The 13,513-nt window shown below is 71.4% G+C and carries 14 protein-coding genes; 10 read left to right on the top strand and 4 right to left on the bottom strand.

Annotation, left to right across the window (positions count from 1 at the left end):
* Positions 1-21: 21 nt before the first annotated feature.
* Genes sctR through ACFE7F_RS01975 form a run of 4 tightly spaced genes read right to left on the bottom strand, consistent with a single transcriptional unit; the run spans position 22 to position 3,212 of the window.
* Positions 22-708 carry a type III secretion system export apparatus subunit SctR gene (gene sctR, locus ACFE7F_RS01990; protein ID WP_375402165.1) on the bottom strand — a complete coding sequence of 229 codons (687 nt, stop codon included), beginning with the start codon at positions 706-708 and terminating at the stop codon, positions 22-24.
* The gene (locus tag ACFE7F_RS01985; protein ID WP_375402164.1) at positions 708-1,685 is read right to left on the bottom strand and encodes a FliM/FliN family flagellar motor switch protein; all 978 of its coding nucleotides are present in this window, start codon (positions 1,683-1,685) and stop codon (positions 708-710) included. Before ACFE7F_RS01985 ends, sctR begins: the two co-directional genes overlap by 1 nt.
* A complete protein-coding gene (gene fliO / locus ACFE7F_RS01980) occupies positions 1,679-2,044 on the bottom strand; it encodes a flagellar biosynthetic protein FliO (protein WP_375402163.1) in 366 nt (121 codons plus the stop codon). Before fliO ends, ACFE7F_RS01985 begins: the two co-directional genes overlap by 7 nt.
* Position 2,045: 1 nt before the next feature.
* Positions 2,046-3,212, bottom strand: a complete 1,167-nt coding sequence (locus ACFE7F_RS01975; RefSeq protein WP_375402162.1) for a flagellar biosynthesis protein FlhB — start codon at positions 3,210-3,212, stop codon at positions 2,046-2,048.
* Between the two features lie 443 nt (positions 3,213-3,655).
* Here ACFE7F_RS01975 and ACFE7F_RS01970 point away from each other — a divergent pair, with 443 nt between their 5' ends.
* From ACFE7F_RS01970 to ACFE7F_RS01925, 10 genes are read left to right on the top strand one after another with little or no spacing between them, the layout of a single operon-like run.
* Positions 3,656-4,618 (top strand): lytic transglycosylase domain-containing protein, encoded by a 963-nt coding sequence (locus tag ACFE7F_RS01970; RefSeq protein WP_375402161.1) that lies wholly within the window; start codon positions 3,656-3,658, stop codon positions 4,616-4,618.
* Positions 4,619-4,620: 2 nt separating this feature from the next.
* Positions 4,621-6,570, top strand: coding sequence for an FHIPEP family type III secretion protein (locus tag ACFE7F_RS01965; protein WP_375402160.1), 1,950 nt, complete (start codon positions 4,621-4,623; stop codon positions 6,568-6,570).
* Positions 6,567-8,366, top strand: coding sequence for a type III secretion system outer membrane ring subunit SctC (gene sctC / locus ACFE7F_RS01960; RefSeq protein WP_375402159.1), 1,800 nt, complete (start codon positions 6,567-6,569; stop codon positions 8,364-8,366). Before ACFE7F_RS01965 ends, sctC begins: the two co-directional genes overlap by 4 nt.
* On the top strand, positions 8,363-9,535 hold the full coding sequence (locus tag ACFE7F_RS01955) for a hypothetical protein (protein WP_375402158.1): 1,173 nt from the start codon (positions 8,363-8,365) through the stop codon (positions 9,533-9,535). The genes sctC and ACFE7F_RS01955 overlap by 4 nt, the downstream gene beginning before the upstream one ends.
* Before the next feature lie 45 nt (positions 9,536-9,580).
* Positions 9,581-9,883, top strand: a complete 303-nt coding sequence (locus tag ACFE7F_RS01950; RefSeq protein WP_375402157.1) for a hypothetical protein — start codon at positions 9,581-9,583, stop codon at positions 9,881-9,883.
* Positions 9,884-9,885: 2 nt separating this feature from the next.
* On the top strand, positions 9,886-10,296 hold the full coding sequence (locus tag ACFE7F_RS01945; protein ID WP_375402156.1) for a hypothetical protein: 411 nt from the start codon (positions 9,886-9,888) through the stop codon (positions 10,294-10,296).
* Positions 10,297-10,300: 4 nt separating this feature from the next.
* Entirely contained in the window at positions 10,301-11,053 is a 753-nt protein-coding gene (gene sctJ, locus ACFE7F_RS01940) for a type III secretion system inner membrane ring lipoprotein SctJ (RefSeq protein ID WP_375402155.1), read from the top strand.
* Positions 11,050-11,508 carry a hypothetical protein gene (locus ACFE7F_RS01935; protein ID WP_375402154.1) on the top strand — a complete coding sequence of 153 codons (459 nt, stop codon included), beginning with the start codon at positions 11,050-11,052 and terminating at the stop codon, positions 11,506-11,508. The genes sctJ and ACFE7F_RS01935 overlap by 4 nt, the downstream gene beginning before the upstream one ends.
* The gene (locus ACFE7F_RS01930; protein ID WP_375402153.1) at positions 11,505-12,095 is read left to right on the top strand and encodes a hypothetical protein; all 591 of its coding nucleotides are present in this window, start codon (positions 11,505-11,507) and stop codon (positions 12,093-12,095) included. The genes ACFE7F_RS01935 and ACFE7F_RS01930 overlap by 4 nt, the downstream gene beginning before the upstream one ends.
* Positions 12,092-13,417 carry a FliI/YscN family ATPase gene (locus ACFE7F_RS01925; RefSeq protein ID WP_375402152.1) on the top strand — a complete coding sequence of 442 codons (1,326 nt, stop codon included), beginning with the start codon at positions 12,092-12,094 and terminating at the stop codon, positions 13,415-13,417. The genes ACFE7F_RS01930 and ACFE7F_RS01925 overlap by 4 nt, the downstream gene beginning before the upstream one ends.
* Positions 13,418-13,513: the final 96 nt, after the last annotated feature.

Below are 13,513 nucleotides of genomic sequence, written 5' to 3'. Positions count from 1 at the left end.
CCGAACTCGAAGGCGGGGGGCTCACGCATAGGACAGGACGAGCCCGTGGCTGAGCTTCACCCAGCCGTCGATTAACACGAACAGCAGGATCTTAAACGGCAGCGATATCGTCACGGGGGACAGCATCATCATGCCCATGGCGAGCAGGATGTTCGAGATCACCATGTCGATCACCAGGAACGGCAGGAAGATTAAAAACCCGATCTGGAACGCGATCCGCAGTTCCTTCACGACGAAGGCGGGAATGATCACGATGAAGTCGCGGTCGGTCACGTCGCTCACGCGGTTCGGTCCGCCGATCCGCCGCTGCGTGCCGAGGAAGAAGGCGCGCTCGCGGGAGTCGCTATGCTTCAGCAGGAAGGCGCGCAGCGGCTCCTTGGCGCGGTCGGCGGTGGCGAAGATCGCGTCGGTGCCCTCCAACGACTGCACCGGTTGCTCGTCGCCGGGCATGGTCGCCGAGCGGGTAACCCCGGCGGCGGCGGACATGTCGGTCATGGTGGGGTACATGACGTACAAGGTGAGGATCAGCGCGAGGCCGTTCAGCACGACGTTGGGCGGCACCTGCTGCAACCCGAGCGCGTTCCTGAGCAGGCTCAACACCACGACGATTTTGGTGAAGGACGTGACCATCACCGCGAAGAACGGCGCGAGCGCGAGCAGGATGACGGTGACGAGCGCCGAGCCCGGCGTGAAGGATGACATGTCCATCAGCCGTTCTCCACCGGAAGGGTGGGTGGGGCAGCGGGCGACATATCGGCCGCGCGGTCGATCAGCACGGCGTACCGGTCACCCAGCCGCACGAGTTCGCCGGTCGCGAGCGCCCGCCCGCCGACCGACAGCTCGACCGCGAGCCCGGCGGTGAGCGCCCCGAGCGCGAACGTGCCGCCCTCGCGGAGCGCCGCCAGCTGCTCGAGCGTGGCGAACACGCCGGGCAGCTTGATCTCCACGGGTACCCGGAACGCACGCAGTTGGTCCAGTCCAGGGGGGTCGCCGTCACTCAACGCGGTATTCCTATCCGATAGCCGTAAAGTCAGCGCCCCCGTGTCGGGGTGGAACGCCGCCGTGAAATCGCCCGCCGCTTCGACCGACAGTGTCGCCGGCCAAGGCGCGGAGCCGAGCAGCACGAGGTCGCCCGGGCCGAGCGCCCCCGCATCTTCGACGGACAACTGCACGGCGGCCACGTCTAAGCGGCAGGGCAGGGGAACCCGCGCCAGCCGCCCGCCCGCCGCTCGGCCGTTCGCCTCGATCGCCGCCGCGAGCGTGGGCGGGACCGCGAGCGCGAAGTGCGCCGCCGGTTCGCCACCCCGGGTCGCGTCGACCGCGATCACCAGCGCGTCTGGGGAGGGCGCCGGTCCGGTCGACTCGGGTTCGATCACCCAGCCGGTGCGCGCCTCGATAAGATCGAGCAGCGGCTCCAGCCGGTCGAGCGCGTTCACCAGCGCGTCGACGCGGTCGGGATGGACCGCGATTCGTTCGCCGCCGATCGCGTCGATCCTGAGCGACGGCCCACCCGCGCCGTGAAGCCAGTGTCCCGGCCCGGCGACCTGTTCGATCCGCGTGTGGAAGCGCGTCATATCGTCGCCGACCGCCGCAATCAGCGCGGCTAGATTTCCGAGCATCGCCTGACGGTCGGGATCGAGGGTCGGAAGCGGTGGCGGGCCGATCGTCGCGTCGGCGCTCACCATGACGGACCTCCGGACTGACCCGGCGGCGGAACAGTTGGCGCGCGGGCGACCGGCAGCGCGATGTCGACCGCCGCGCCGCTAGCGTCCCAGCGCGACAGCAGCGTCACGCCGCCAGCGCCTATGCCGAGCAGCATCGTCTCTGCGCCCACCTCGATCAGCACCACCCGCTCGCGTTGGCCGAGGGGGAGGGCGCGGATGAAGCGGAGCGTGCGGTCGTTCGCCGCTCCCGCCTCGTGCGCGCCCAGCGACCGGTCCTGCCACTTGCGGAGCGCGAAGATCGCTGCCCAGGCGAGCCCGAGCACCAGCGCGAGCGACAGCACCAGCGCGACGATCGACGAGACGACGGTGCCAACACCCATCCTAGCGTACTCCCGCCGCAACGGGAGTACGCGGCGCGGCGTCCAGGTCCTGGGTCATCGGCGCCTGGCCGTCGCGCGCGCGCTTGGCCCACAGGATCACCTCGGCGACCGCGTCGAACATGTCTTCGGGCACGATCGCGCCCACCTCGCCGCGCGCCCACAGAGCGCGCGCGGCGGCGATGTTGCGGATGACGGGCACCCGCGCCTCCTCGGCGGCCGCGCGCATCGCCGCGGCGAGCGGCCCCTGGCCCTTGGCGGCGACCACCGGCACGGGGCAGTTGTCGGCGTCGTAATCGAGCGCGATGGCGATGTGCGTTGGGTTCACCAGCAGCGCCGACGCGCCGCGCGCCGACTGGACGCCGTCGCCGCTCGCCCATTCGCGGTGGAGCTCGCGCCGGTTCGCCTTCACGTGCGGGTCGCCCTCGTCGTTCTTGTGCTCCTGCTTGATGTCGCGGTGGCTCATCTTCATCTTCTTGATGAAGCTGTGCTTGGACCAGATCCGGTCGACCACCGCGACCATCAGGAATGCCGCCACCGTCCAGCCGAGCAGGCGCACCGTCACCGACATCGTCAGCGCGAGGCTTTGCTCGGCCGCCGCCGGTCCCATCCCGCCGCCGTCCATCGTGGTCCAGCCCGCGGTGGTGAGGAGCCCGCCCAATTCGGGCAGCATCGCGACGATGGCCGCCCAAGTCACCGCCACCAGGATCGCCGCCTTGGCAAGCGACTTCGCGAGTTCGACCAGGCCGTCCATCCCGAACATGCGCTTCAGGCCCTCGACGGGGTTCATCTTGTCGAGCGACGGCTTGAGCTTCTCGCCCGTCAGCACCGGGCCGATCTGCAGGCTGTCGGCCAGCAGGCCGATCGCCGCCACGGGCGCCAGCAGCATCCCGGTCGCGACGAGCAGCAGCTCGGTCGCGCGCCAGCCCAGATCGAGCGCGGCCGTACCGAAATCGACGGTGGTCGCGGCGGTCACGGTGAGATTGGTGAATTCGGCGAAGCGGCGGCCGAGACCGCCGGCGCAGAATAGCAGCAGGAGCAGCCAGGCGAGCGCCACGACCGCCGCGCCAAGCTCCTTGGAGCGCGCCACGTCGCCCTTGTTCCGCGCGTCGCGCAGCTTTTTAGGCGTAGGCAGCTCGGTCTTGTCGCCGCCGTCCTTGCCGTTGCTCAAGCGCCCATTCCCATCGTCGCGCCGTCCTTCCGGCCCACGCGCGGAGCGCGCGGGCCGAAGAACGACGACGCTTTGGCGATGCGGAGGGATCCGCGCCGCGATGGTTCGCCGAAGGGCATTCCGACGATCCGGATAACAGGAGGCAGGTCGGCCAGAACCCTCGAATCCGACCGCCTCGATACGCGGCGACCTGATCATCCGGGGCGGCGAACCATGTCAATATCGTGGCGCGACCAAACGTTTGTAAAGCGCGTCAAAACGAGACAGTCATACGATTGCAACAAGATGCCGTGTAAAAACAATAAGTTGATTTGTATGAACAGGGTTGCTTCGCGGACCCATGGCGGTATTCTTAACGGAAGCTAAACGGTCGGGCATGGCCGAATAGCGGCAGAACCCGATGAACGTTCCCGCGATCTGGGAGCGACGCGGGAGAATGATCGATGCGTTCGTTGAGGGGTGACGACCGAGGCGGTGGCCGATCGGGTGCGATCTTCGTGCTCATGGTTCTGGCGACTCCCGGCGTCGCCTGGGCGAAGGACCGCCCGCCGCTGCCTTTTCCCCTGGCGTGCCCGATCGACGCGCCCGTGCGCGTGGCGAGCGACTCGACGCTCAGCCGGTACACCGCGCTCGACGATTGTCCGCTCGACCGCGTCATCGCAGCCTCGTACGAGGGACCCGCCCCGGTCCGCCGCCCTGTCGAGATCACCCCCGCCGCAGACATGTCGCCGCGCATGGTGCGCGCCGAGCGGCGCAAGAAGGGCCGGATCGGCGATACCTCTGTCGAGTCGGCTATATTGGCCGGATCGGGGACGCGCGTCGTCCGGATCATTCCGGTGCTACCCGATCCGCTGCCCGAGCCCGCGCCGCTGGTAGTGCAGCCCTCGATTGTCACGGCCGGACTGTCCGGGCCTGTGGGGGACTACGCGCCGGTCGCCGCGACCGGCGGCGACGTGATGGTCCTGGGCCTGCGTCCGGCGACCGCGACGACCTTCGATGGGATGATCGCGAACGCCGCGGTCCGGCACCGAGTCGATCCGCTGATGCTGCATTCGGTCATCCGCCAGGAATCGGGCTACCGCCCGCAAGCGGTCAGCCATGCTGGCGCGCGCGGGCTGATGCAGATCATGCCCGCGACCGGCGTCGGGCTGGGCGTCACCAACTCGGCTTATCTGATGGACCCGGCGACCAACATCGACGCGGGCGCGCGGCTGCTCAGGCGGTTGTGGGACAAGTTCGGCGGCCGGTTCGAGCTGGTGCTCGCCGCGTACAATGCGGGCGAAGGCGCGGTCCGCCGATTCGGCATGACGGTTCCGCCCTTCGCCGAAACGCGCAACTACGTGGCTCGCGTCCAAAGCATCTACCACGGCCTGGCGGTCGGTGCCGGCGCGATGGCGGCGCGCTGAGGATGGTTTCGGCCGCACCCAAGATCACCGGCCGCCTGCGCGTGGCCGACGCGCTGCTGATCGGCATCGTCGCGTCGGTCATCGCGCTGTTCATCCTGCCGATCCCGCCGATCGTCCTCGACATGCTGATCGCGGTGAACATGATCCTGGGGTTGCTGCTGCTGTTGAGCGTCCTTTACGTCGCGACGCCGCTCGACTTCTCGACGTTCCCCAGCGTCCTGCTGCTGACCACGCTGTTCCGGCTGGGGATCAGCGTCGCCACGACCAAGATGATCCTGCTGACCGCGAACGGCGGCCACATCGTCGGCCAATTCGGCGAGATGGTCGCGGGCGGCAACCTGGTGGTCGGGCTGGTGGTGTTCCTGATCATCACGGTGGTCCAGTTCATCGTCGTGTCCAAGGGCGCGGAGCGCGTGGCGGAGGTCGCCGCGCGGTTCAGCCTGGACGCGATGCCGGGCAAGCAGCTGTCGATCGACTCCGACCTGCGCTCGGGACTGCTCGGCAAGGACGAGGCGCGGCAGAAGCGGCGGATGGTCGAGCAGGAGAGCCGTCTGTACGGCAGCCTCGACGGCGCGATGAAATTCGTGAAGGGCGACGCGATCGCCTCGATCGTAATCGTCATCATCAACCTGCTCGGCGGGTTCGCGGTGGGCGTGTTCTGGCACGGCATGACGATGGGGGAGGCGGTAACGACCTTCTCCGTGCTCACCATCGGCGACGGGCTTGTGGCGCAGATCCCCGCCTTCTTCTGCGCGCTGGCGGCCGGGTTGCTCGTCACGCGCACCACCGACGACGAGACCGAAAAGGAGCTCGCCCCCGCCATCGCGCGCCAGCTGTCGGGCAAGCCGCACGTGCTGCTGATCGCGGGCGCGATGGCGGGGCTGCTGGCGCTGGTGCCGGGATTTCCCACGCTCGTGTTCCTCGCCATCGCCGCATTGCTGGTCGGGGCTGGTGCCTGGACGCACCCGCGCTGGGGCGCGATGATCCGCGACCGGATGGGCCGCGGCGAGCCGCAGGTCGAGGAGGGCGACGACGTGTCGGTCACGGTCGGCGCGCTCGTCCCCACCGATCCGCTCCAGCTGCGCGTTGCCGAGGGCCGTTCGCCCGCCGAGCTCGCCGCGCTCAGCGCGGGCGTGCGCGCCAGACTGGCGGCGCTACAGGACGCGAGCGGCATTACGCTGCCGACGCTTCGCGTGCTGGTGGACCGCACGGGCAAGCTGCCGTCGAACGGCTGGGCGCTGGTCGCCTACGACGCGCCGCTGGGCGCGGGCGTGATGGAGGGGGACGACGAGCGCCTGACCTTGCTCACCGCCGAGCTGCTCCGCCGCAACTTGTCGATGTTCCTGGGGTTGCAGGAGGTGACCGACCTTTTGAATTGGCTGGGCGAGGCCTATCCGGAGGTGGTGAAGGAGGCCGTGCGCGCGGTGCCGACCTCGACGATCGCCGACGTGCTGCGCCTGCTCGCCGAGGAAATGGTCCCGCTTCGCAACCTGCGCGACGCGGTGGAGGCGATCGCGGCGGCCGGCCAGACCGAGCGCGATCCGCGCACCATAGCCGAGCGGGTGCGCGTCGCGCTCCGCCGCAACATCGTCGCCCCGATGACGGTCGACGGCCGCCTGCGCGTGCTGATGATCGGCAGCGTCGTCGAGGAGGCGATCCGCGACACCGTCACCACCATCGACGGCCAGCCCCGGCTCGCCATCGCGCCGTACCAGATGCGGGCGCTGATCGACCTGCTCCGCCGCGAGGTCGAGGCGTCGGGCGCGCGGGCGATCCTGACCGCGCAGGACCTGCGCCGCGCGCTCCGGCTCGTGACCGCCGCCGACCTGTTCGACACGCCCGTGCTGTCCTTCAACGAACTCAATCCCGCGATCCCGCTCGACGTGGTCGCCGAACTCAACCATGCGACGGAGCTGCTCGGCTTCGACGCTCCGCTCGAGGCCGCCGAATGACCCTGCGCTTTCGTACCGCCTTCGCCGCCTTGGTTTTATCGGCGGGCACTCCCGCCGTCGCCGCACTGCCGCCGTTCGGGGCCAAGCCGGTGTCGATCAACGCGCGCGGCCAGGACGTGCGCGTGTTCCTGGCCGACCTGTTCGGGCAGGGCGGCGTCAAGGTGAAGGTCTCGACCGCCGTCACCGGCAAGATCAACGGCGTGTTCGTCGACCAGCCCGGCCGCGTGTGGGAGCAGGTGGCGCGCGCCTACGGCCTGGTCGGCTATTACGACGGCGGCGTGATGCGGGTCTACGCCCAGTCGGAGATCGCCACGCGCTCGGTCGCGAGCGCGCAGGCCGCGCGCGTCGTCGGCGAGATCAAGCGGATGGGGCTGGCCGACGGCGTCAACGACGCGCGCGCGTCGGCCGACCTGGTGATCGCCACGGGCGTCCCCGCCTTCATCCAGCGCGTCGAGGATCTGGCGGGCAGCGCGCGGATGACGCCGGTCGCCGTGGCCGCTGCGCCCGCCGTCGCGACCACGCCCGCCGCCTACGGCGCGGTTGCCTCGCCGCTGCTGCGCATGCCCGCGCGCGGCATGGTGAAGTCGGTGGTGCAGCTCGCGGCCGGGCAGATGAGCCCGTTCGAGGTGCGCATGTTCTTCCTGAAATACCGCGACGCCGCCGACAAGGAGCTGACCAGTTCCGACCGCATCACGCTGGTGCCGGGCGTCGCTAGCCTCTTGCGCGAGCAGATGGGCGACGGGCGTTCGGTCTCGTCGGCCTCGTCCAACTCGAACCAGTACCGCCTGTCCGACTTCGACCGGTCCCAGGAGCGCGGGTTCGGCACCGATCCGCTCGTCTCCACCGAGGGCGACCGCGGGGGGCCGCAGCCCGGCACCGAGGCGGCGCTGATCGATCCCAACGGCGCGCGGATCAGCGCGGACCCGACCAACAACGCGGTCATCGTCCGCGACCGGCCCGAGCGGATGGGCGTGTACGAACAGCTGATCGCCAATCTCGACACCGAACCGCTGATGATCGAGATCGAGGCGACGATCATCGAGGTCAGCACCAGCGCGCTGCGCGAGCTGGGCGTCGACTGGAACCTGGGCATCGGCGCCCTGCGGCTGGTGTTCGGGGGCGAGGTCGCAGGGAGCACCGGCCCCGCCAACATCGGCGCGAGCTATCTGTCGGGAAACGGCGACAATTTCGCGGTACGCATCCGCGCGCTCCAACAGAACGGGGCACTGCGCGTCGTCGCCCGGCCGGTGCTGAGCACCCCGACGAACCAAGTCGCTGTGTTCGACGATACCACCCAGCAGTTCGCGCGGATCACCGGCGAGCGCGAGGTGGCGCTCAAGACCATCACCTACGGCCTATCGATGCGCGTCCAGCCCTCGGCGATCGAGGATGGCGGGCAGATGCGCATCCGCATGGCCGTCGAGATCGCCGACACCAGGCTGAACGGCATGGTCGTGGACGGAATCCCGTTATTCTCGGGCCCACGCATTTCGACCCAATCGATCGTGCGCCACGGCGAGGCGGTGCTGATCGCGGGCATGACCACGTCGACGCAATACGATTACAAGAGCAAGACGCCGTTCCTGGGCGACATTCCGATCGCGGGGCAGGCGTTCCGCAAGCGCAACAAGGGCGAGCAGCGGATGGAGCGGCTGTTCCTGATCACACCGCGCATCACCTCGCTCGCCACGCCGGGCCGTCCCGCCGCGCCCGCGATCGTGCCGCTGTCGCTCGACGAGCTACGCACCGGCAGGCGGGGCGCGGGCGCGCGAAAGGCGGGCGGGCGGCGCCGGTGACCGATACCATGCTCCAATCCGCCCCGGCCGCGGAAATGACCGCCGGAGCGCCGGCCGTGCCCGCGCGCCTGCGCGTGCTGAGCGGGCGGCTGGCGGGGGCCGAGCACCGGCTGCCGGCGGGGCGGAGCGTCACGCTGGGGCATAGTTTCGAGAATGACGTGGTCCTGCGCGGCGCGGGGACGGCCGGGCTGTCGGCGGAGCTGCATCTAGGCGACGACGCGACGATGCTGCGCGTGCTGACCGGCTCACTCGTCGCGCTTGGCCGCGAGCTCGCGGCGGGCGAGGAGTTGCTGCTGCCCGCCTACCTGCCTGTGCGGTTGGGCGAGTTCGCGTGGGCAGTCGGCGGCGACGACGTCGCGCGCTGGAACGAGGCGGCCGAGCTGGCGGGGAGCGTGGCGAGGCCGATCGCCGCCGACCGCGCCCGCCCGCGCCCGGCGATGCGCGACCGCGTCGGCGCGCGCGCGGGCCGCTGGGCGCGGATGGGGCGGCGGCGGGTCCGGACGCTGGCGGTCGGCGGCGGCGCGCTGCTGACGACGTTGCTCGCAATACCGGCGGCGGATCATTGGCGCGACGCGCAGGCGCGCGACCCGGCGGCGGTCAAGCGCAAGCTCGCCGCGGCGGGCTTCGGCGGGCTGGTCGTGGCGCGCGATCCCGGCGGATCGGGGGTGCTGATCACCGGCGGCGTCACCGACGACGCGCAGGCCGAGCGGCTCCAGGCCTTCGCCGCGGCCGAGCTGCCCGGCTCGCTCGTCGAGGTGGAGAGCGCCGCCGCGATGGCCGCTGCCGCGAGCGACATGCTGCGCGTCGCGGGGGTCGAGGCGACGGCGGCCCCGGTGCGCCCCGGCGTGATCGCGGTGACGGGCGACTATCTGCCCGGCGACAAGCAGGTCGAGCTGACCGCGCTGCTCCGCCGCGACATCCCCGCGCTGAGCGTGGTCGAGTACCGTACCGAACCCGGCCGCGGATCGGACGAGCTTCGCCATTTCTTCAACTCGCCCCGGTTCGGTGCGGCGAGCTTCGTCGACGGCGACCCCGGCTTCATCGTCACGGGCGACGGGTCGCGCTGGTTCGCGGGTGCGACGCTACCGACCGGCCACCGCGTCGTCACGATCGGCCGCGGCCAAGTCACGCTGGAGCGCGCCGGCCGCACCGAGGTCCTTTCCATGTAGCGTACCCCGACCCGTAACACCCACCTCAACCAAGGAGCCTACCCCATGTCCGACCCTATCAGCCCGATGAACGCCAACCTCTCGATGGCCGCAGCCTCCAACACCGGCCGCCCGCGCGGCTCCAACTGGTTCGAGGCGTTCGCCAACGCCTGGGGCTCCGCGCTCGACGGCCAGGCGACCAAGATCGAGGCGCAGGCGGGCAAGATCACCGTCGACGGCAACGACCGTCCGTCCGAGATCACCAAGCTGACCGCCGAGTCGATGCGGATGAGCTTCATGGCCAACAGCTCGCACACATCGCTCGACAGCGTTTCCAAGGCGCTCGAGACGATGGCGCGGAAGGGCTGAGCATGATGATCGAAGCGGCCGCTGCGGCGGCGGGCAGCGCCGCGGGCGGCGTGGGAGGCGCGGCCCGCGTCACCGAACTGGGGGCGCCCGGCGGCTCCCAGGCGGATGGGCCGACCGCCGCGCGCTTCCAGGCGGCGGTGGACCGGGCGGATGTCGGCGCGGTAGGAGGCGGGGGCGACCTGCCCCCCGCCGTCCAGGGACTGTTCCGCTCGCTGGACGCGATCAACGTCCAAGCCAAGGACGTGGCGGATTATGCCCGCACCGCCGAGGCGAGCGGCGGGCAGCTGACGCCCGGCGAGATGGTCCAGCTGACGATGCGGTGCCAGCAGTTCATGTTCGAATGCCAGCTGACGTCCAATATCGCCAACCGGAGTTCGGACGGCGTCCAGCAGCTCTTCAAGCAGCAGGGGTGATCCGGTGAGGAACTCCGGCACGTGGCGCGCGGGCGCGGCGGCGCTCGCGCTCCTGCTCGCCGCGTGCGGGGGGCAGGACATCCATAGCGGCCTGACTGAGCAGGAGGCCAACGAGGTCGTCGCCGCGCTGGGCGTCGCCGGCATCTCGGCCACCAAGGCGGCGGGCGAGAAGGAGACATGGAGCGTGGGCGTCGGCGACGGCGACTTCGCCCGCGCGGTGGAGGTGCTGCGCGCCAACGGCCTGCCGCGCGAGGAGTTCGAGTCGCTGGGCGCGGTGTTCAAGAAGGAGGGCTTCACCTCCTCCCCGCTCGCCGAGCGGGCGCGGCTCATGTACGGGCTCAGCCAGGAGCTTAGCCGCACCATCTCCGGGATCGACGGCGTGGTGCAGGCGCGCGTCCACCTGACGATGCCCGAGGCCGATCCGCTGAGCCACCAGGCCCCGCCTTCGTCGGCGTCTGTGTTCGTCAAATACCGCCCGGGCTTCGACCTGCGCAACCAGACGGGCGCGATCAAGTCGCTCGTCACCAACGCGATCGAGGGGCTGACCTACGAACGGGTGAGCGTCGTGATGGTCGCCGCGCGGCCTTCGCCAGCGCCCGCAGGCACCGGGCTGGGCGGCGTGGTCGGTACGATCGCGACGGTGCTGGCCGTCGTCGCGGCGCTAATCGCGGCGGCGCTGCTGGCGCTGGCCGGGCCGGGCTGGCTCAAGCGGCGGCGCGCGGGCGGTAAAGCTGTGGTCCCGTCGGAGGGTCGGTGAGCGAACGCCGCGTTCTCCATCGCCGGCTGCGGCGCGAGGCGCTGGAAACGCGTCCGGGGGCGGGCAGGGGCGAGCGGCTTCGCCTCCGGCTTGCCGGCCAGGCACCGCCGAGCTTCGACGCGCTCGCGCGCGTGCCGATGTGGCGGCTCCATCCCGCGCCCGGCCTGCCGCGCGTCGCGCTGGCGGCGGGGCTGCTCCATTACCGCGCGCAGATCGACGGCGAGCTGAGCGGCGCGCGGTTGAAGCCGTTGATGGAGGCGTGCGGCGAGGAGCTGTTCGACCGGGCCTGCGCCACCGCCCCGCCGCCGCCCGACCAATGCGCGCCGGAGGGCGCGGCGATCCCGCTTCCCGAAGAGCTGATGCTCGTAGGCCTGACATTGCTGGAGAGCGTCGGCGATCCCTCCGCTCGCGCGTTGACGGCGCGCGCACTGACGCTCGTGGAGGAGGCGGCGTGAGCTTCCAGCTCCTGATCGGCGACGGCGCGGCGATCCTGGGCGGCGGCAGCGCGCGCATCCCCGCCGGAGAGCGCGAGGCCTTCGCCGACGCGCACGCGCTCCTGGCCCGCGCCGCCGCCGAGGCCGCGTCGGTCGCCGATCGTGCGGAGGCGGCGACCGCGCGGGGCCTGGAGGAGGGTGCGCGCGAGGCATCGGCACGCGCGGAGGCGGAGGTCGCCGCGCGCGTGGCCGAACTGGCGGCTTCGCTCGCTATCGAGGCAACCGCCCGTCGCGCGGAGATCGCGACGGCGGCGCTGGCGGGGGCGGAGGCGATCATCGGCGCTCTCCCCCGGGAAGAAGCGGGCGTGCGCCTTGCACTTCAGGCGGTCGCGCGGCTTCCCGATGACGAGCGGATCGCCATCCTCTGTTCCTCGGCCGTCGCGCCCCGCCTCCAGGCCGCGCTCGCCGGGCGCGAGGGGGTGACGGTTGAGGCTCGCGACGGCTTTAGCGATCTCCAGCTCGAACTCGCGACGGGCGCGGGGCGGATCGTGGCGTCGCTCGACGTCCAGATCGCCGCGCTCGCCGAACGTTGGGGCGTGTCGGCGTGAAGTTGGAGGAGCAACCCGGCTCGCTCCTGTCGGCGCTTGCGGGCGCGCCCTTGTTCGAGCAGCGCGGGCGGCTGGTGGGCGCGGTCGGCACCACCATCCGCGCGCGTGGGCTACGCGCGCGGATCGGCGAGACGGTCGAGATCGTCGACGCCGAGCGCGGCGGCCGATCGCTGATGGCCGAAGTCGTCGGACTGGCCGACGGCGAGCTCCTCCTCACCCCGCTCGGCGACCTGCGCGGCCTGTCGCTTTCCGCCGAGGTGATCCTGCGCGCGGCGCACGCGCAGGTGCCTTGCGGCCCGGCGCTGCTCGGCCGGGTGATCGACGCGCAGTGCCGCCCGCTCGATGGCGGCCCGCCCATACCCCGCGACCGGGTGCGGCCGCTCGACGCGCCCGCGCCGAACCCGATGACGCGCGCGCCGATCGACCGGCCGATGGAGACGGGCGTGCGCGCGATCGACGGGCTGCTGACGCTCGGCCGCGGCCAGCGCGTGGGCGTGTTCGCCGCGGCGGGCGGCGGCAAGTCGACGCTGCTGGCCACGCTCGCCCGGCAGACCCGCGCCGACGCGGTCGTGATCGCGCTGATCGGCGAGCGCGGGCGCGAGGTGCGCGAGTTCGTCGAGGAGGTGCTCGGCGCGCAAGGCCTGGCGCGATCGGTCGTCGTCGTCGCCACTTCCGATCGGCCCGCGATGGAGCGCGTCCGGGCGGCGCAGGTCGCGACCGCGATCGCCGAGGGGATGCGCGACGAAGGGCAGGACGTGCTGCTCCTGATGGACAGCGTCACCCGCTACGCCCGCGCGCTCCGCGAGATCGGGCTTGCGGCGGGCGAGCCGGCGGTCCGGCGCGGCTTTCCCCCGTCGGTCTTCGCCGAGCTGCCGCGCCTGTTCGAGCGCGCGGGCAATGCGGCCGTCGGCGGCATCACCGGCATCTACACCGTGCTGCTGGAGGAGGAGGATGCGAGCGACCCGGTGGGCGAGGAAGTCCGCTCGCTGCTCGACGGGCACATCCACCTGTCGCGCGCGCTCGGGGCCAAGGGTCATTATCCCGCGATCGACGTGGGGGCGAGCCTGTCGCGGCTGTTCTCCAAGCTCGCCGCCGCCCCCCAGGCGCAGGCCGCCCGGCGGGTGCGCGCGATGCTCGCCAAGCTCGCCGACATCGAACTGCTGGTGCAGATCGGCGAATACCGCCCCGGCCACGACCGCCTGGCCGACACGGCGCTGGGCAGCCGCGACGCGATCGACGCCTTCCTGCGCCAGGGCGAGGACGAGCCCTCCAGCTACGCCACCACGGTAGCCATGCTCCGGGGTCTCGATCCCGATGGGTGATCCCGTGCTCCTCGCCAAGCTGGCGCGCGTGGCGACGGTGCGGCGCGACCGCGGCGCGGCGGCGCTGGCCGAGGCGGCGCGCGCGACCGCCGCGCG

The organism is uncultured Sphingomonas sp., from assembly GCF_964235535.1.
In the GTDB taxonomy this organism is placed as follows: domain Bacteria; phylum Pseudomonadota; class Alphaproteobacteria; order Sphingomonadales; family Sphingomonadaceae; genus Sphingomonas.
The sequence above is the reverse complement of the archived record's forward strand: the minus strand, read 5'-3'. Positions and strand labels throughout refer to the sequence as shown.